Genomic DNA, 17,402 nt, shown 5'->3' with positions numbered 1-17,402 from the left:
CTGACGTCGTGCTAGATCTCTAGCTCCGGGTGGATGTCCTTGCGCATGATCACGCGGTGCTTCCACAGCCCAAGCGAGGAGATCACCCAGGCGGCCAGGGCGAAGAGCGTGAGCACCATGATCGCGGTCATCAGGCGCTGGTGGCCAGGGCTGTGACCGAAGAGGCTGTAGCGCAGCATATCGACGCTAAAACGCATCGGGTCGACGACGTGCACCCATTGGATGAACCGCGGCTGCACCTCCGGCGGGTAGAGGCCGTTGGAGGCCACAAGCTGCAGCGCCATCAGCGCCATGGTGACCAGTCGGCCCGCGGCTACGCCGAGGATGACGTTGATCGCCAAGATGATGGAGATGAACACCCAGGACACGAACCACAGGGACAGGAACATCGCGCCGGGGTGGGCGGGGGAGACGTTGATGAACACGATCTGCACCAGCCACAACAAGGCGGCCTGAGCGAAGCCGATGATGAAGGCGGGGATCAAGGTGGTCAGCAGCGCCCTGAAGGGGGTGACGCCGGAGTCGACGGCGCGCCGGGACATCGGCCGCATCACCATGAACATCACCAGGCCGCCGAACCAGAGTGCCAGCGAGAGGAAGAAGGGGGACAGACCCTTGCCGAAGTAGGTCACCGCGTCGCCGATCGAGTTCGCGGTGACGGGCTGGCCCGCGGCCTGGGAGGCGGCGTCAAGGCGCGCGTCGTACCAGCGCGGAGCCTGGGTGGCGCCGTCGCCAAGCCGCATGGCCAGCTCGCCCGAGCCGCCGTCGAGCTGGACAAGCCCATCGCTTAAGGCCCGCGCGCCGACAACGAGCTGGTCGGTGCCGGCGGCGAGCTGGGAGGAGCCGTCGGCGGCGGCGCGGGCGCCTACCACCAGCTGCGAGGAGCCATCTTTGAGCGTTGCGACGCCCGCCACAAGCGTCCCGGAACCGTCCTTGAGCAGCGACAGACCGTCCGCCAGGGCCTGGGCGCCGGCGGTCGCCTCGTCCACGCCCGCGCGATATTCGGCGTTCGGGTCGTTGAGCTGACGGGACACCTCGTGCGCGCCGGCTTGCAGGGCCTTGAGCTTGGTCAGCGTCGAGGGGTCCATGGCGGTGGCCAGATCGCCCGAGCGCAGCTGCGCGGCGATCGCGTGCGCCTGCTGGGCGAGCCCCTCGGTGCCCGGCACCGTCGAGGCGTCGAGGTCGGCGGCGACCTTGTCAACCGCGCCGAGGATGTCGCCGTAGACTTTCTGGGCCTGGGAGAGCTGCGGGGCGACGGAGGCGATGGTGTCCACGCCGCCGGCGATCTGCTCGGCGCCATCGCCGAGCTGGCTGGTGCCGTCGGAAAGCTTCACCATGCCGTCCGCCAGGCGGTCTGCGCCGGCCGAGGCCGCGCCGATGCCCTCGTCCAGCCGGGTGGCGCCGTTTTGGAGTCGGCTGACACCGTCGTCGAGCTGGGTGGCGCCGTCGCTGAGCTTGCCGAGGCCGTCGTTGAGGGTGCGCGCGCCGTCGTTAAGCTGCACCGCGCCGCTGTCAAGCTGCTGGCCACCGTCGGAGGCTTCGGCGGCGCCCTCGTTGAGCCGTTTGGCGCCGTCCGCGGCCTCGGTGAGGCCCTCGCCGACGGTGTTGAAGCCGATGAAGAGCTGGTTGGCCACCTGCTCACCCACCGTGTTGGACACGGTGTACGTCATGATGGTTGCGGCCTGGTTGCCCAGCATCGTCGGGATGAAACCGTTGGTTTCGTTCAGCGTGACGTTGAGCTTCGCCTGGTGCGGGTCGGGCGTGTTTACCGAGGTCACGGACTGCGTGAAGTCCTTCGGGATCTCCACGCCCATGTAGTACGTGCCGTCGGCGATGCCTTGGCGGGCCTCGTCGGCGTCGACGACATAGAAGTCCAAAGGCTTGCGCTCCAGCAGGCCGTCGACAACGCGCTGGCCCGCGTCACCCTCGTCGGAGTTGACCAACGCCACGGGCATGCGGTTCAGGTTGCCGATCGGGTCGTAGTAGGACCAGACGAACAGGCCACCGAAGATGAGCGGGATCAGCATCACGACCGCGATGGCGGCCGGGGGCAAGAAACCGTGGGCGAAGCGGCGGAAGTTGCTGCCAATGTGGAAGCCGGAGATCATAGCGTGGCCCCTTCTCGCAGATCGATGACGTGCTCGGCGTGGTCGCCGATGTCCGGGTTGACGGAGGCGACCACCACGGGCAGCGTCTGCGCAACGCCCCGCAGGCTCTCAAGCAGCGCGCCGCGCAGCTCAATGTTGCGCAGCTGGTCCGGGTCGTCGACGACGAGCAGCGACGCGTTGGGGCGCGACGTCAAAGCTAGGAGCACGCGCAGCCTCAGCCGCGTCAGCGTGTCCAGCTCGGCGACGCTTAAGGAGGGGTCGAGCTCGCTCAAGTCCATCGGCTCGAGCCACGGTTCAACCAGCGGGTGGGTCAGGATGTCCTTGGGCACGCGCTTGTATCAGGGCTGTGCCCACGCGACTTGCTCGCGGATAACTTCGCGCACGGTCACCGAGCGCGACCGCGCGGAAGCGCTCGCGGGTGGTGCGGGCCCCGGAGATGTCAATGTCGCCGGAGGCGGGTGTGAAGCGCCCGGCCAGCGTCATGCTTAGGGTGGAGGCACCGGATTCACGCGCGCAGACAAGCAGAGTCAACCCAGCGGCGCACTCGAAGGTGAGCTGCGGGTCCTCGGGTCGCACAATGAGATCGTTGACGCGGAGGATAGGGGAGGTCATTCGGGTCCTTAAGCGTAGGAAGGACTATCACTTAGCCGAAAATGCTGCCTTTACCGTCGTCGAATGTCAAGTGTTAGCATGAGCGATCATGCGAGCCGACGCGCAGCGCAAGCGCCAACTAGTCATAGATGCCGCCAGCCACACTTTCCGCACTGTTCCCGATGCTTCCATCACGCTCGAGGGCATCGCCAAGGACGCGGGGGTCGGGATCGCCACCCTGTACCGGCACTTCCCGACGCGCCGCGACCTCCACATCGCCTGCGCCGTCGACCTGCTGGATTCGCTCGAGGCGGGGCTCAATGAGAGCCTGGCCACCTTTGAGGAGGACCCCGAGCACCACTGGGAGGAACTCATCTGGCGCATGGTGGAACAGGGCACGGGTATGCTCGTCGCAGCGCTTGCCCAGCAGCGCTCAGGCGACATTTCCCCGCTGCTTCTGACCAAGCTCGAGCAGGTAATCGAGCAGTTCCAGCTCCTGGTGCGCAAGGCCTCGCATCACGGCTTGGTCGACCCGAACTTAACGGCACGCGAGATCGCCGCGGAGCTCATGGTGATCACCCGCCCGCAAACGCGCACGATTAATGAGCTGTTCCCGGACGTGCGCAACAGGCTGGTCCAGCACCTTCTGACGGCGTGGAAGCGCCCGAGAACAGCTCGCCCTTAGCGGGTGGCGTCGCGCTGGTCGTCGTCAAGCGTGTCCAGCGTGGTCAGCTGCTCGTCGATGGAGCTGAGAAGCTGCTCGTCGCGCTCCGCCGGCTCCTCGCCGAGCGGGCCGGCGGCCTTCTCGCGGTCGTCCTCCGTGCGGGTGGAGTAGACCAAGGTGGTCTTGCCGCTCGGAGAGGTTTCCTTGCGCGGCGCGACGTGGGTGTAGGTGACGTCCTTCTTGTCGGCGCCGGTCACCTTGCCCTTGAGCCAGAACTCCCACGCAGCCCAGGCGGCGGCCACGGCGGCGCCGATGCCGAGGATCGCCTTGAGCGGCGAGCGCTTCGACTTCTTCTTTGACTCCTTGGCCTGCTTCTTCAGTGCTTTACGACGCTCCGCCCGCTCCGGTCCCGCGGCGGCGAACTGCGCGCGGTGGCGGTCGAGGCGGTCGTGGGAGTCGCGGGTGAGGATTCCGGCCTCGCGCCGGGCGACGTCGTAAAGCCCGTCGAGCTTGTCGTCGACCTTGTCCTTCTTTACGGCGTCGACAACGGAGTCGTAGATCTCGCGCTTCTTTTCGTCGTCGAGCTTGCGGTAGTAGTTCATCGCCGAGCGTGCGCCCTTGTAAGCGAGGCGGATGGTGAACGGGTTCATGGTGGATCCTTTCGTTTGGGTTTTCTCGCCTACCAGCGTAGCGATTTCGCCACCGGCTGATTTAAATTCATACCCGCGCAGGCGGATGACCTGCTGCGAAAGCACCACCCGAGTGAACAGAGTTGTCTATACCGTGGTGCGTAAATACATTCTTGAGTCAACGACAAACCGTAAGCGCCGAGCCCGGCCAGGCAACCCGTGTCAACATGAAAGGTATGTTCTGGTGTACCAGAGACTTACTTCGACGCGGCTTTCTGCCTCCGCCCCGCTAGATCGCCTCGACGAAGACGTAAACCCCAGCGCAGCAGCGCCGCGTCGCTCCACGCGCACCGCGCTGAGCTTCGAGCTCATCCCGCCGCGCCACGACGCCGACACCGCGCTGCTGGACAACCTCATCGCCGGACTTGCCGAGTACAACCCGGACTACGTCTCCGTGACGTCGTCACGCCGCTCCGACTGGCTCGAGGGGACTGCGGCGCTGATCAAGCGCATCGCGGAAACCACCGACCTGAAACCGATCGCCCACCTCGCGTGCACGGCCGGCACCCGCGACGAGCTCACCGAGTGGATCCGCACGCTTATCGACGCCGGCGTGCGCGGCTTCCTCGCCCTGCGCGGTGACCTCCCCGAGGGCGAAACGAGCCTGCCCGAGGGTTACCTGCCGTACGCCACCGACCTGCTCAACCTCATCCAGGAAGTCCAGGACGAGCAGGCGTTTCGCCTCGCGGCGGGCAAACTCGCCCTGTCCGTGGCGTGCTACCCCTCGGGCCACGCGGAATCGAAAAACGCGGACATGGATCTCGACGTGCTGCTGGCCAAGCAGCGCCTCGGCGCCGACTTCGCGATTACCCAGCTGTTCTTCGAGGCCCAGGACTACCTCGACTTTGTCGAGCGGTCCCGCCTGGCCGGCGTGCGCATCCCCCTGATCCCGGGCATCATGCCCATGACCAGCCTGCGCAGGGTTGAGCGCATGGGTGTGCTGTCCGGGATCACGGTGCCGCAGCGCGTCACCGACAGACTGGCAAAGGCTTCAACCCCCGACGAGGAGTACGAGATCGGCATGGCGATGTCGGCCGAGCTCACACGAGAAATCCTCGACGCGGGCACGGGCGGGCTACACATCTACACGCACAACAACCTCGCGGTGACCCGCGACCTACTTTCCAGAATCAACCTTTAGAAAAAGGACACCTCTATGAACTTCCCCAAGGCAACGATCGAAGGCTACCCGCGCATCGGCGCGAACCGCGAGCTCAAGCGCGCGCTTGAGTCCTACTGGGCGGGTCGCATCGACGCCGACACCTTCCGCTCCACCACCCACGCGCTGCGCGTGGACACCTACAACCACCTGCGCGACCTGGGCCTGACCGAGGACTACGCCATCCCGGCCGATGTCGCCTACTACGACCAGGTGCTCGAGACCGCATTGACGGTCGGCCTGATCCCCGGCGGCACCGACCTCGATGAGGAGTTCGCCCTTGCCCGCGGCAACGATACGCGCGTGCCGCTGGAAATGACCAAGTGGTTCGATACCAACTACCACTACCTCGTGCCCGAGGTCGCCGCCGGCCAGGAGATCACCCCCGCCCCGGAGCGCATCCTGCGCTTGGTCGAGGAGGCCCGTGAGGCTGGCCACGTTGTGCGCCCCGCGCTCGTCGGCCCGGTCACCCTGCTCGCGCTGTCCAAGCCAGTCGAGTTCTCGCTTCTCGACACCCTGACCGACGCCTACGCCGAAATTCTCGCGGCCCTGAAGGGCGCGGGCGTGGAGTGGGTCCAGCTCGCCGAGCCGGCCCTGGTCGCCGACCTGTCCACCACCGACGAGGAGCTCGCCGTCTACCTCGAGCAGGCCTGGTCGAAGCTTCTGGCCATCGACACCGCCGAGCGCCCGAACCTGTACTTGACCACGCCTTACGGCGCGACGCGCAAGGCGTTGTCCGTGCTCGGTGCGCTCGAGCCCGAGGCCCTGCACGTGGACTTGTCCCCGTGGACCCTGGATTCGGATGCGGACTACCCGAAGCGCGTCGCCGACATGATCGGCCCGAAGGTGCAGCTGGTTGCCGGTATCATTGACGGCCGAAACGTGTGGGCCGCGAACCTGCGCGAGCGCACCGAGGTACTTGAGGTCCTGCGCTCGGGCGGGCGCGAGGTGGCACTGTCGACCTCGACATCGCTGCAGCACGTGCCGCACACCCTGAACGCGGAGAAGAACCTGCCGATCGACGTGGCCAACTGGCTGTCCTTCGCCGATGAAAAGATCGCCGAGATTCAGGCGCTCGTTGCGGGTGAGGAGGCTGCCGCGGAGGCGTTCGCACGCTCCGACCGCGCGGTGCGCACCCGCACCGAGTCGGATCACATCCACAACTCTGCCGTGGCGGATCGCGTTGCGCAGCTGCCGGCGGGCGAGGTCAAGCGCGCTCCCGAGTTCGCTGAGCGCAAGCGCATCCAGGGTGAGGCGCTCGGCCTACCGGACCTGCCGACCACCACGATCGGCTCCTTCCCGCAGACCACCGAGATCCGCAAGGCGCGCGCCGACCACAAGAACGGCGCACTGACCGACGCCGAGTACACCGAGGCGCTGAAGAAGGAGATCAAGGGCGTCATCGAGTTGCAGGAGGAGATCGGCCTGGACGTCCTCGTCCACGGCGAGCCCGAGCGCAACGACATGGTGCAGTACTTCGCGGAGCTTCTCGACGGCTTCGTCGCCACCGAAAACGGCTGGGTCCAGTCGTACGGCTCGCGCTGCACCCGCCCGCCGATCGTCTTCGGCGACGTCTCCCGCCCGGAGCCGATGACGGTGGAGTGGGCCAAGTACGCCCAGTCGCTGTCCGACAAGCCGGTCAAGGGCATGCTCACCGGCCCGGTCACGATCCTCGCGTGGTCCTTCAAGCGCGACGATGTGCCCCTGTCCGTCTCCGCTGACCAGATCGCACTCGCGCTTGCCGACGAGGTCAGCGACCTCGAGGCCGCAGGCATCAAGGTGATCCAGATCGACGAGCCGGCCCTGCGCGAGCTACTGCCGCTGCGTGCCGACGAGCGCCCCGCCTACCTCGACTGGGCCGTTCGCGCCTTCCGCCTCGTTGCCCTCGAGGCGCAGCCGGAGACCCAGATCCACACCCACCTGTGCTACTCCGAGTTCGGTCAGATCATCGACGCCGTCGCCGGCCTCGACGCCGACGTCACCTCCATCGAGGCGGCGCGCTCGAAGATGGAGCTGCTCGAAGACATCGACGAGACCTTCCACTCCGAGATCGGCCCGGGCGTGTGGGACATTCACTCCCCGCGCGTGCCGTCCACCGAGGAGATGGTCGAGCTGATCCGCGCCGCACTCGCAAACGTGCCCACCGACCGCCTCTGGGTGAACCCGGACTGCGGCCTGAAGACCCGCGGCTACGCCGAGGTCGAGCCGTCGCTGAAGAACCTGGTCGCCGCGCGTGACGAGGTTGCGGCTTCGCTGTAGTTGTTCCGGGTCGGGTCAGTTCTCTGTTCCCGACCTGGGGTTTTGCCGGTTGGTTAGCGCTGGCCGTGACATCTGACCGGGTTACTGCGCAGATTGGTCTGCGCAATGTCACGGTCAACTGTTGTGCGCCAGCACTGACCTGCGGTTTTGCCGCCTAGGAACCGTTGGCCGTGACATCTGACCGGGCCTTGGAGACCTCAAACGACTACCGGTGTCCCACCAGCCCCTGGCTGCACAGCTGTTGCTTCGCAAAGTCACGGTCAACGGTTTTGCGCCACCGACGACCTGGGATTTTACTGGTCAATCGGCGCTGACCGTGACATCTCACCCGGCACTGCGCAGTTTGATCTGCGCAATGTCACGATCAACAACCCCCAACCCGCAAAAGCACCAACCCCCCGGATGCATCTACAATGGTCACCATGACTGATTCAACTGCGAAAGCAACTCTGCACACCAACCACGGCGACATTGTCATTGATCTGTTTGGCAACCACGCCCCGCAGACCGTCGAGAACTTCATCGGCCTGGCCACTGGTGAGGCGAACTACTCTGCGCAGAACGCGTCGGGTAGCAACGAGGGCCCGTTCTACAACGGTGCGATCTTCCACCGCATCATCCCGGGCTTCATGATCCAGGGCGGCGACCCGACCGGCACCGGCACCGGCGGCCCGGGCTACCAGTTCGCTGACGAGTTCCACCCGGAGCTGCAGTTCGATCGCCCGTTCCTCCTGGCTATGGCGAACGCCGGCCCGGGCACCAACGGTTCGCAGTTCTTCATCACCGTGGACAAGACGCCGCACCTGAACAATCGCCACACGATTTTCGGCGAGGTCACGGACGAGGCGTCGCAGAAGGTTGTCACCGAGATCTCCAACGTGCGCACCGGCCGGATGGATCGCCCGGTCGAGGACGTTGTGATCGAGTCCATCGACATCCAGAAGTAGCCCCGCAAACACTGCCTACCCCCGCGCACGTAACGTGCCGGGGGTTTTCGCTTATGAACCTTCGCACGATCTTTTACCGCGCCCCCGCCACCGCCGCCATTGCCGCGCTGTGCATCGCCGTCTTCGCCATCGCCGCGGCGCAGTCCTCCTCCCTGAGCAACACGGTCTGGGGCTCACCGCTGGGCATCCGCATGGTGCTCTACGGTCCCTTCGTCGCCGAGGGCCCGCTCGGCTGGCTGCGCCTGCTCACCGCTGGCTTTCTGCACCTCGACCTGTCGCACCTGTTCGTTAACATGCTGATGCTGGTGCTGATCGGTGGCGAGATCGAGCGCTCTATTGGCACCGCCCGCTTCGTTGTTGCTTGGGTCGTCGGCACGCTCGCGTCGTCGGCGGCGGTGCTCGCGATGGCTTTTGGCACGCCCACGGCCGGGGCCTCGGGCGCCCTGTTCGCCCTGCTTGCGGTACTGGTCGCCATTGCTTATCGACGCTCCTCCGACCTGCGCGCCCCCATCGCCTTACTGGTGCTCAACGTCGCGTTCACCTTTATCGCGCCCGGTGTGAGCGTGTGGGGGCACTTGGGTGGCCTTGCGGCGGGTGTCCTGTTGGCGTGGCCACTGACCTTTTCACCGCCTATCCCCAGGCACTAGTTATCCCCAGAGTTGTGCACACTGTAGATAACTACAGAGATGTAATTTCTAGAACGCCGCGCCGAAGAAAAACTCTAAGGACCAGTTCAACGCACCTGCAGTAGGCACAAAATCGAGTGTGGAAATAGTGCACAGAGTTATCCACAAGTGTGGACAAGCGGATAATCCACACAGCTATGCACAGCCTGTGGATAAAACTAACCCCACCCCGGTGGAGAACCGGATGGGGCTAGATGGAGGGAGTCTTAGAAGAGACCCGGGTTCTTGCGGCCGCCGTCGCTCCGGGTCACCTGGCGGGAGTCGACGTTCTGGTCGTTTCCGGTAGACGAGTCACCGGAGATACGTCCGGTCTGGGTGACGGTCATGTAGTTGATCAAGCGGCCCTCGCGGGTCTTGCCGTCGCCGAAGCTGAAGGCGACGAGCAGCATGTCGTCGCCGACGTTGACCGGGTTGGACAGGGTCACCTCGAAGACGCGGGCGTTGGTGTCGAAGTTGTAACCCAGGTCGCGGACGTGGGAGCCGTTGGCACCGAAGGAGGTCATCAGCCTATCGACGCCCTCCGGACCAACCTCGCGCTTGACCTCAACGCGGAAGGTGACCACCGGGAACTCAGCCCAGTAACGCTTGGTGCCGACGTTCTTCACGCGCAGGGCCACGGAGCCGACGAAGCCGGGGGCCTTAAGGTTCGAGGTGGTGAAGTACGGCTGCAAATCGTACTCGGGGGCGATGACCTTGACGGTCTCGTCGGAAACGGCGTCGAAGTTTGTGGCTGCGGCACCGTCGGTGATGTCTGCCTTGACGTCGTCGGCGACGGGGGCGACGTCGTTAAGCGGCTCGCCCTCGGTAACCTTCTCCAGGTCGCTCGCGTAGGCCGGGTTCGGATTGTCCTTGGTCTCGGTGATCTGTGCGCCCTTGTTCGGCGCCCAGGAGTCGGCCGGGGTGGCGTAGTTCCTCACGCGCACCTCGTTCTTCACCGGCATGTTGGCGATCCAGGCGGTCGGGGTTGCCCAGGTGCCGTTGGGGCGGCAGCGCTGCTGGGTGCCGGTCATGGTCACGGTGCGGAAGCCGTAGGTAGCCTCGCCGGTGTGGCCGGCGGGAACCTCGTAGGGGCCGATCTTCTGGCCGACGTTCCAGGACAGGGTGCCGGAGACGGAGAAGCCGAGGGTCTTGGCCATCGCGTAGCCGATGGTGCCCTGCAGGCCCTCGCGCGACGCCTGGCCGCCGAGGTTGAGCGTTTCAGTCTTGGAGCCATTGACGGACGCGGTGATCGACTGGGTGCGCGACAGGTCCTGGGTCAGCGGCACGGTATTGTTCGACAGGTTTGTCGTGGAGATGGTGCCCACCGGCAGGAAGTTGTCGGTGACCTTGTACACGATGGTGCGGTAGTCCTCGGTGGAGTTGCACACCGGGCGCGGGTTGAGGATGTTCGCCTTGATGTGGTCGGAGCCACGGTAGGTGTGAACGATCGGCAGGGCGTCGTTGGTGGCGGGGGTCTCCGGCGCGGATTCTTCCAGGGTTTGCGCGAAAGCCGGGGCAGCGCCGACGGTCAGCGTGGCAACAGCAGACAGCGCTGCCACAGAGCGCGAAACGCGTGTGAACTTCATGGTCTTCGGGGCCTTTCTCAAGCGGGGCGGAGCAGTGATTTCGTCAGGTAGAAATACGCCGGCAGCGCCGCGTTGAGCGAGGGGGGAACGAAAGGGTACACCCGTCGTTCATCTTTTTCCCAGGTTGCTGGAAATGCGCAACACCCCCGTTTCGTTGACGAGGTCATGAAACGGGGGTGTTTAGCTGTGCAAAATTATACTTTTGTCTCTTTAGCGCCATCCCATGGTCATCAGGAGCCCGGCGATGATGGCGGAGAATCCGATCAGGTAGTTCCACGGGCCGAGCTGAGCGAGGAACGGGACTTGATCACCCGCGACATAGAAGGCGATAAGCCAAGCAAGGCCCAGGATGAGCAGGCCAAACATGATCACCTTATACCACATGGGCGTGCCGCCCGTGTTGATCTTGACAGGCGTGCGGGAGGTAGCGGTCGACGCGGACTGTACCGGGAGGTTGTCCTTGGTAATTTTCGCCTTGGGCATGGTGCCTACTTCCTTCGTTGTGTTCTGCTTGCCCGGAACTCTACCACCGGCGCAACCTACCTCAGCGGGTTGAGCTCGGCGACATCGAAGCGCCAGATGTTGTATCCGATTTCCTGGTCCTTGCGTATGTCTTGATCCGGTGGAACGCTCTGGCCGGCGACAAGTCCCTGGTCCACCAGCGCTCCGGTGGGCACCGCGGGCCCGGTGACGAACTTGCCGTTCCACCCCGTGCCGCGCAGCACGCGCTCCGCCTCTGCCGGGGTCATGCGGGTCAGATCAGGCATCTCCACGAGCATGCCGTTGGAGACGCGGAGCTCCACCGTGGTACCCGTCTCCACTTCGGTGTTCTCACCGGCGACGGCGAGGACCTCGTCGGTCGGCCGGCGCGAATCCACGGGAGTGACCGTCGAATTGAGCCCCAGCGAGTTCAGCGTCGCCGCGGCCTGGTTGGCGTTCATGCCCACCAGCGAAGGGATCTGCACCTTCTCGCGACCCTCGGACACAACCACCGAAACCTGCGAGCCCTTCGACAGCTGCGATCCGGCGGCCGGGTTCTGCGAGATGATCATCCCCTCCGGGACCTCGTCGCTGTTCTCGCGGCGGATCTCGGGGTCGAGCTCCAGATCCGCACCTGCCAGTACTTCGGCGGCCTCCTGCGGCCGGATGCCCGTGACATCCGGCACGTCCGTGATTTCGCGGCCCGACGACACCGCAACTGTCACCATCGTCCCCGGCTGCAACTGCGATCCGGCCACGGGGTTGGTGCCCAGCACCTCTCCGCGGGGGCGATCGGGGCTTGGGACGTCGTTCACCGCAACCTGGAAGCCGAGGCGCTCAAGCTCGGCGACGGCCTCCTCGCGGACTTTGCCCGTGACATCGGGCACCGTGAGCATTGTCGGGGTAGTCGTGGACTCATCCGTGTCAGCGGGGGTGAAGTAGTTGTAGGCGAGCACGCCTGCGGACGCGAGCAACACCAGGCCGAGCAAGGCCGCGACCCACTTCATCCAATTGTTCGGTTGTTTCTCGTTGGCGCGTCGGTGCTGGGTGTAGCGGTTGGCGGCAGGCGCAGCGACAGCAACCGGGGCAACGGGCGTGGCGGGTTCCACCACGACCGTCGGGTCCTCGTCGTACGTCGCGAGGTAACTGCGGGCCGCGGTGGTCACCGCCCCACGCCCGAGACGCTCCAGGTCCGCGCCCATCTCCGCTGCGGACTGGTAGCGGTCGGCCGGGTGTTTGGCCATGGCCGTCAAGATCACCGAATCCACGTTGACAGCCTCGGTATCCGTCATAGCGTCGGCGAAAACGTCGGCGTTGTCCAGAGCGTCGATAAGCGTGCTCGGCGCTTCGGGCTCCTCCTGAACGTGCTGGTAGGCAACCGCGAACGGGGTCTCACCCTCGAACGGCGGGCGGCCTGTGACCGCTTCGTACATGACGCAGCCGAGGGCGTAGACGTCGCTGCGACCGTCCGCGGGTTTCCCACGCGCCTGCTCCGGGGAGAGGTACTGCGCCGTTCCAATCACCGCGGAGGTCTGGGTCATCGCTGAGGTGGCGTCATCAAGCGCACGAGCGATGCCGAAGTCCATGACCTTGACCGCGCCGGTGTTGGTGACCATGATGTTCGCGGGCTTGACATCGCGGTGGATGATACCGGCGTCGTGGCTGGCCTGCAGCGCACGGGTCACCGGAATCAGCAGCTCAGCGGCCTGCTGTGGGCTCAAAGGGCCGTCCTCGCGCACGATGTCGCGCAGGTTGCGGCCGTGGACGCGCTCCATCACGATGTAGGGCACCGCAAGCCCGTCGATGTCCACGTCACCGGTGTCGTAGACCGACACGATGTTCGGGTGGTTCAGGCGCGCGGAGTTTTGGGCCTCGCGGCGAAACCGCTCGCGGAAACTTTCGTCGCGCGCCATGTCTGTCTTGAGCATCTTCAGCGCGACATCGCGCCCGAGCACGGTATCGGTCGCGGCGTAGACGTCGGACATGCCTCCGGTTCCAATGGTGGAACCGAGCTGGTAACGGTTACCGATCAGCATTATCTCAGGCACCTCCGCCAAGCTGGTTTACAAAGTCATCAATCGGGTTCGCTGGGTCGTTCGGTGCTTCAGTGGGCTGAGGAGCCTCTGTTGGAACGACGGGCGACGGAGCCGGAGCCGGGGTATTCGGCGGCGGAGCCAGGCTCGACGGGGGTTCTACGAAACTCACCGTGCCGGGCGCGGAGCTAGGCGGCTGCTGCGGCCTCGTCTGGGGGCGAGACGTGGTGGTCGTCACCGTCGGAGTGACCACCTGGGTCTGAGTGATCACCGTCGGGGTTGGCTGAGGCTCCGGCGTGGTTGTCGGCGAAGAGCCGCCGAAGGCGCCGCTGGCGAAAGCCCACACCACGCCGCCGCCGAGCAGCATGAGCAGAAGGGCGATGAGGAGACCTAACCCAAAGCCGCCTTTCTTCTTCTCGCGCACCGGAGCCGGAGGGGCAGCGACGGGAGCAACCGGTGCGACCCGCGCAGCCGCCGGGCGCACGGTGGTGGGCTGGGCCACCGAGGCGAGCATCTGCGTGGACTCGGTGGGCGACGGTTCCATCGCCACCTTCGTCGAGGCCACCCCCACCGGTTGCGTCGGGCGACGGCCATCGCGCACCTGGGCGACGGCCAGTTGCATCGCGTTTCCGTCGCTAAACCGCATGCCCGGATCCTTGCGCAGCGCGATGCCGATCAGCTCGCGCGCCGGGGCGGATACCGCAGTCGACAGCGCCGGCGGCTCCGCAGAGACGTGTGCCAAAGCGACCGACACCGAGGAGTCCCCGGTAAAGGGGCGCCGGCCCGCGAGCATCTCGTAGCCGACCACGCCGAGGGAGTACACGTCGGACGCGGCGCTGACCGCGTGACCCTGAGCCTGTTCCGGCGAGACGTACTGGGCGGTTCCCACCACCATGCCGGTGCGGGTCAACGGCACCGCGGCGGCGGCCTTGGCGATACCGAAGTCGGTGATCTTGACTTGGCCGTTCTGGGTGATCATGAGGTTGCCGGGCTTGATGTCGCGGTGGACAAGACCCATGAGATGAATCGCGGCCAGGCCATGGGCGGCCTGTTCGAGGACGTCGAGCGCCAGCGCCTCGTCGAGCCGGTGTTCGCGGGCGATGAGGTCTGCCAGGGACTCGCCGCGTATGTATTCCATGGCGATGAAGCACATGGTGTACCCGGCCGGGGAGTCCACCTCGCGGTAATCGAAGGTGGCGACGACGTTGGGAGAGTCGATTCCTTCAGCGGCGTGGGCCTCGTTGCGGAAGCGGGTGAGGAACTCCTCGTTGTTGGAAAATTCCGGACGCAGAACCTTGATGGCCACTTCGCGGTCGGCGACGTTGTCGTCGGCAAGCCACACGGTGGACATGCCACCGTGGCCGATGATCCACTGCAGCGTGTAATCGTCGCCGATGAGGCGCTGCAGGTCTTCGCGGTTGTCGGTGTTCATTAGTTTCCCTCTCCGTTGGCTGCAGCGGCGCCGAGCACCGCGCGCCCGATCGGGGCGGCCACCTGGCCGCCGGTCGCGCTAGCTCCGAGCTGCCCACCATTTTTGACCACCACGGCGACTGCCACGTCGTTTTGGGGGTCGAAGGCGACGTACCAGACGTGCGGGGCGGCGTCCTCTGCGTGCTCCGCGGTACCCGTCTTGGACGCATACCCGTTGCCGTCGTAGCCGGAGGTGGAGCGCTCCGAGGCGTACATCAGCTCGGTTATGGTCTGGGATTCTTCCGGCGTGAGCGCCTCGCCGACCTGGCGCGGCTGCGTCTCCGAGACCACGTTGAGGTCGGGTGTGACCACGCGATCGACCACGTAGGGTGCCATGCGCTTGCCCTCGTTGGCGACGCTCGCCGCCATCACGGCTGCCTGCAGGGCGGTCATGGTCACGTCGCGCTGCCCGATCGCGGACTGGCCCAGCTCCGCGGCCCCTGGCAGATCGCCCAGCGAGCCAGAGGCGGTGGGCAGGCCGGGGTCGTAGTCTTCTCCGATGCCGAAACGCGCCGCCGCGTCGCGCAGCGCGTCCGCACCGATGTCGATGCCCATCTGCACGAAGGCGGTGTTGCACGACAGCGCGAACGCGGTGCGCAGCGTGGTTACGGTAGAGCCGCCGCAGGCCTGGCCGCCGTAGTTGGGCACGAACGCGTCGGTGCCGGGAAGCGGGATGCGTGCTTCGCCGGTGAGTTGGGAGTCGGGGGTGTAGCCGTTGCGCAGACCGGCGGCGGTGGTGACGATTTTGAAGATGGACCCGGGCGGAAGCTGGTCCTGGCTGGCGTGGTTGAGCAGCGGGTTTTGCGGATCGTTGCTCAGGCTGTCCCAGGTTTGCTGCGCGGTGTCGGGGTTGACCAGCAGGTTCGGGTCGTAGGAGGGCGACGACGCCATGGCCAGCACCTCGCCTGTCGACGGCCGAATCGCCACCACGGCCCCCTCGTAGCCGCGGTTGGACAGGTTCTCGTATGCCAGGGCCTGTAGCTGCGGGTTGATGGTCAGCTCCACGGCGTCGCCTGCGCGGTCGCGCTCTAACCCGGTGCGCAAAAACCTGCTGCCGCTCGCGCTGCCTTCGCCGTTGAGCACCGAGTTGTACTCGGCTTCGAGCCCGCCGACGCCGAACTGATCGGAGACGTAGCCCAGCACCGGTCCGAAAGAGTAGGGCATGTTCGGGTAGACGCGCTGGTAGAAGCCGTTGGTGTCTTGCGTGGAGTCGGCGACGATCTGTCCGCCCGCGTTGATCGGGCCGCGGTCGACCTGCTTCATCTCGATGAAGTTGCGGGAGTTCAGCGGGTTTTGCGCGTACTTGTCCTCGCGCAGGGTTTGCACGACGGTGAGGTTGATCAGCAGCACGACCGTCAACAGGAGAGACAGGACGGCACCGAGGCGGATGGATTTGTTCATCGCGCTGCCTCCGCCCCGACGAGATCGAGTGCCGACGCCCCTTTATCGATGTCGGCCGGCCGGTTAGCGCTGTTGGAGATGCGCAGAAGCAGGCCGAGCAGGATGTAGTTCGCCATAATCGCTGAGCCACCCGCGGACATGAACGGGGTGGTCAGGCCGGTCATCGGCATGAGAGCGGAAATTCCGCCGATGACCACGAAGATCTGGATGATGATCGTGGTTGCAAGGCCGGCCGCCAGCAGCTTGCCGTAGGAATCGCGGACCTGCATGGCGGCGCGGAAACCGCGGTTGACAAAGATGAGGAACAGGCACAAAACCGCCGCGAGCCCAGCGAACCCGAGCTCCTCGCCAATGGCGGCGAGGATGTAGTCGGAGTGGGCGACGGGCACGAGCTCGGGGTGGCCGTGGCCGAGGCCGACGCCCGTGACCCCGCCCCAGCTGAGCCCGAACAGGGCCTGGGATGGTTGGTAGCCGGTGGTGTCGTAGTTGGCCAGGGGGTCGAGGAAGTTGGTGACGCGTTCCTGGATCTTGTCGGAGACCTGGTAGACGGCGTACCCGCCGACGGCGAGGAGCCCGATCCCGATGAGCAACCAGCTGGTGCGGCCGGTGGCGTAGTAGACCATCGCCAGCACGGTGGCAAAGAGAAGTAGCGCGGGGCCGAAGTCGTTGGAGATCGCCATGATCAAAATGGCGATGGCCCACACCACCATGATCGGTGCGAGGTCGCGCAGGCGGGGGAAGACGAGTCCTGCGAAGCGTTTGCCGGCCACGGTGAAAAGGGAGCGCTTCTGTGCCAGGAGCTGGGCGAAGAAGATCAGCAGCAGGATCTTCGAGAACTCGCCCGGCTGGATGGAGAACGGGCCGATCCAAATCCAGATGCGCGCGTCGGCGAACTCGGCGGGCTGTGGCCATACCAGAGGCAGGGCGAGGAAGAACAACCCGAGCAACCCGAGGATGTAGGAGTAGCGCGAGAGCGACTTGTGGTCGCGCACGATCACGAGGGTGAGAACGAGCAGCACGACGCCGGCGAAAGACCACAGAACCTGCCGGTCGGCCAGTGCACCGTAACCGGCGCGCTCGGCGAGATCAAGGCGGTAGATGATCACCAGACCGATCGCGTTGAGCGTGGCCACCACGGGCAAAAGCACCTGGTCAGCGTAGGGGGCGGTGAGGCGGATCGCGAGGTGGGCGATGGCGTAGACACCGATGAACCCGCCGACGAGCCACAGCATCTCGCCCGTGAGGGTGCGTCCCTGCGACAATTCGAGCCCGAACAGCATGAGCAGTAGCAGCAGGGCGGAGCACACGAGGAGACCAAGCTCCCGGGTGCGGGAGAAAATTCTGCTCACG

Annotated in this window: 15 protein-coding genes; 5 read left to right on the top strand and 10 right to left on the bottom strand. The window is 65.6% G+C overall.

Features of this window, described 5'->3' with window-relative positions; genetic code table 11:
* Positions 1–11: 11 nt before the first annotated feature.
* From E3227_RS03950 to E3227_RS11690, 3 genes are read right to left on the bottom strand one after another with little or no spacing between them, the layout of a single operon-like run.
* A complete protein-coding gene (locus tag E3227_RS03950; RefSeq protein ID WP_211346246.1) occupies positions 12–2,108 on the bottom strand; it encodes a YhgE/Pip family protein in 2,097 nt (698 codons plus the stop codon).
* Positions 2,105–2,437: a hypothetical protein gene (locus tag E3227_RS11695; RefSeq protein ID WP_246062739.1), complete on the bottom strand. Its 333-nt coding sequence runs from the start codon at positions 2,435–2,437 to the stop codon at positions 2,105–2,107. Before E3227_RS11695 ends, E3227_RS03950 begins: the two co-directional genes overlap by 4 nt.
* Positions 2,403–2,720 (bottom strand): hypothetical protein, encoded by a 318-nt coding sequence (locus E3227_RS11690; RefSeq protein ID WP_246062738.1) that lies wholly within the window; start codon positions 2,718–2,720, stop codon positions 2,403–2,405. Before E3227_RS11690 ends, E3227_RS11695 begins: the two co-directional genes overlap by 35 nt.
* An 88-nt stretch (positions 2,721–2,808) precedes the next feature.
* Between E3227_RS11690 and E3227_RS03940 the strand changes: the two genes are divergently transcribed.
* Positions 2,809–3,384, top strand: coding sequence for a TetR/AcrR family transcriptional regulator (locus E3227_RS03940; protein WP_144317614.1), 576 nt, complete (start codon positions 2,809–2,811; stop codon positions 3,382–3,384).
* Here E3227_RS03940 and E3227_RS03935 read toward each other — a convergent pair.
* Positions 3,381–4,013 (bottom strand): hypothetical protein, encoded by a 633-nt coding sequence (locus E3227_RS03935; protein WP_144317613.1) that lies wholly within the window; start codon positions 4,011–4,013, stop codon positions 3,381–3,383. The genes E3227_RS03940 and E3227_RS03935 overlap by 4 nt on opposite strands.
* 223 nt (positions 4,014–4,236) lie before the next feature.
* Here E3227_RS03935 and E3227_RS03930 point away from each other — a divergent pair, with 223 nt between their 5' ends.
* From E3227_RS03930 to E3227_RS03915, 4 genes are all read left to right on the top strand, one after another.
* Positions 4,237–5,193: a methylenetetrahydrofolate reductase gene (locus tag E3227_RS03930; RefSeq protein WP_136651727.1), complete on the top strand. Its 957-nt coding sequence runs from the start codon at positions 4,237–4,239 to the stop codon at positions 5,191–5,193.
* Positions 5,194–5,208: 15 nt separating this feature from the next.
* A complete protein-coding gene (gene metE / locus E3227_RS03925; RefSeq protein ID WP_144317612.1) occupies positions 5,209–7,470 on the top strand; it encodes a 5-methyltetrahydropteroyltriglutamate--homocysteine S-methyltransferase in 2,262 nt (753 codons plus the stop codon).
* Between the two features lie 422 nt (positions 7,471–7,892).
* On the top strand, positions 7,893–8,417 hold the full coding sequence (locus E3227_RS03920; protein ID WP_040422091.1) for a peptidylprolyl isomerase: 525 nt from the start codon (positions 7,893–7,895) through the stop codon (positions 8,415–8,417).
* Between the two features lie 53 nt (positions 8,418–8,470).
* Positions 8,471–9,064, top strand: coding sequence for a rhomboid family intramembrane serine protease (locus tag E3227_RS03915; protein WP_144317611.1), 594 nt, complete (start codon positions 8,471–8,473; stop codon positions 9,062–9,064).
* Between the two features lie 245 nt (positions 9,065–9,309).
* Here E3227_RS03915 and E3227_RS03910 read toward each other — a convergent pair whose 3' ends face one another.
* The 6 genes from E3227_RS03910 to E3227_RS03885 form a co-directional block, all read right to left on the bottom strand.
* Positions 9,310–10,668 carry a hypothetical protein gene (locus E3227_RS03910; protein ID WP_144317610.1) on the bottom strand — a complete coding sequence of 453 codons (1,359 nt, stop codon included), beginning with the start codon at positions 10,666–10,668 and terminating at the stop codon, positions 9,310–9,312.
* A gap of 210 nt (positions 10,669–10,878) precedes the next feature.
* Complete coding sequence (gene crgA / locus E3227_RS03905) at positions 10,879–11,151, bottom strand: cell division protein CrgA (RefSeq protein WP_144317609.1); 273 nt, start codon at positions 11,149–11,151, stop codon at positions 10,879–10,881.
* 56 nt (positions 11,152–11,207) lie between these two features.
* Positions 11,208–13,184 carry a Stk1 family PASTA domain-containing Ser/Thr kinase gene (gene pknB, locus E3227_RS03900; RefSeq protein ID WP_211346245.1) on the bottom strand — a complete coding sequence of 659 codons (1,977 nt, stop codon included), beginning with the start codon at positions 13,182–13,184 and terminating at the stop codon, positions 11,208–11,210.
* Positions 13,185–13,188: 4 nt separating this feature from the next.
* Positions 13,189–14,613, bottom strand: coding sequence for a serine/threonine-protein kinase (locus tag E3227_RS03895; RefSeq protein ID WP_144317608.1), 1,425 nt, complete (start codon positions 14,611–14,613; stop codon positions 13,189–13,191).
* Complete coding sequence (locus E3227_RS03890) at positions 14,613–16,052, bottom strand: penicillin-binding transpeptidase domain-containing protein (protein ID WP_144317607.1); 1,440 nt, start codon at positions 16,050–16,052, stop codon at positions 14,613–14,615. The genes E3227_RS03895 and E3227_RS03890 overlap by 1 nt, the downstream gene beginning before the upstream one ends.
* Complete coding sequence (locus E3227_RS03885) at positions 16,049–17,401, bottom strand: FtsW/RodA/SpoVE family cell cycle protein (RefSeq protein ID WP_144317606.1); 1,353 nt, start codon at positions 17,399–17,401, stop codon at positions 16,049–16,051. The genes E3227_RS03890 and E3227_RS03885 overlap by 4 nt, the downstream gene beginning before the upstream one ends.
* Position 17,402: the final 1 nt, after the last annotated feature.

Origin of the sequence: Corynebacterium sanguinis, assembly GCF_007641235.1 — a bacterium.
Taxonomy (GTDB): domain Bacteria; phylum Actinomycetota; class Actinomycetes; order Mycobacteriales; family Mycobacteriaceae; genus Corynebacterium; species Corynebacterium sanguinis.
Note: the sequence above shows the minus strand (reverse complement) of the source record. Positions and strands in the feature narration are given on the sequence as shown.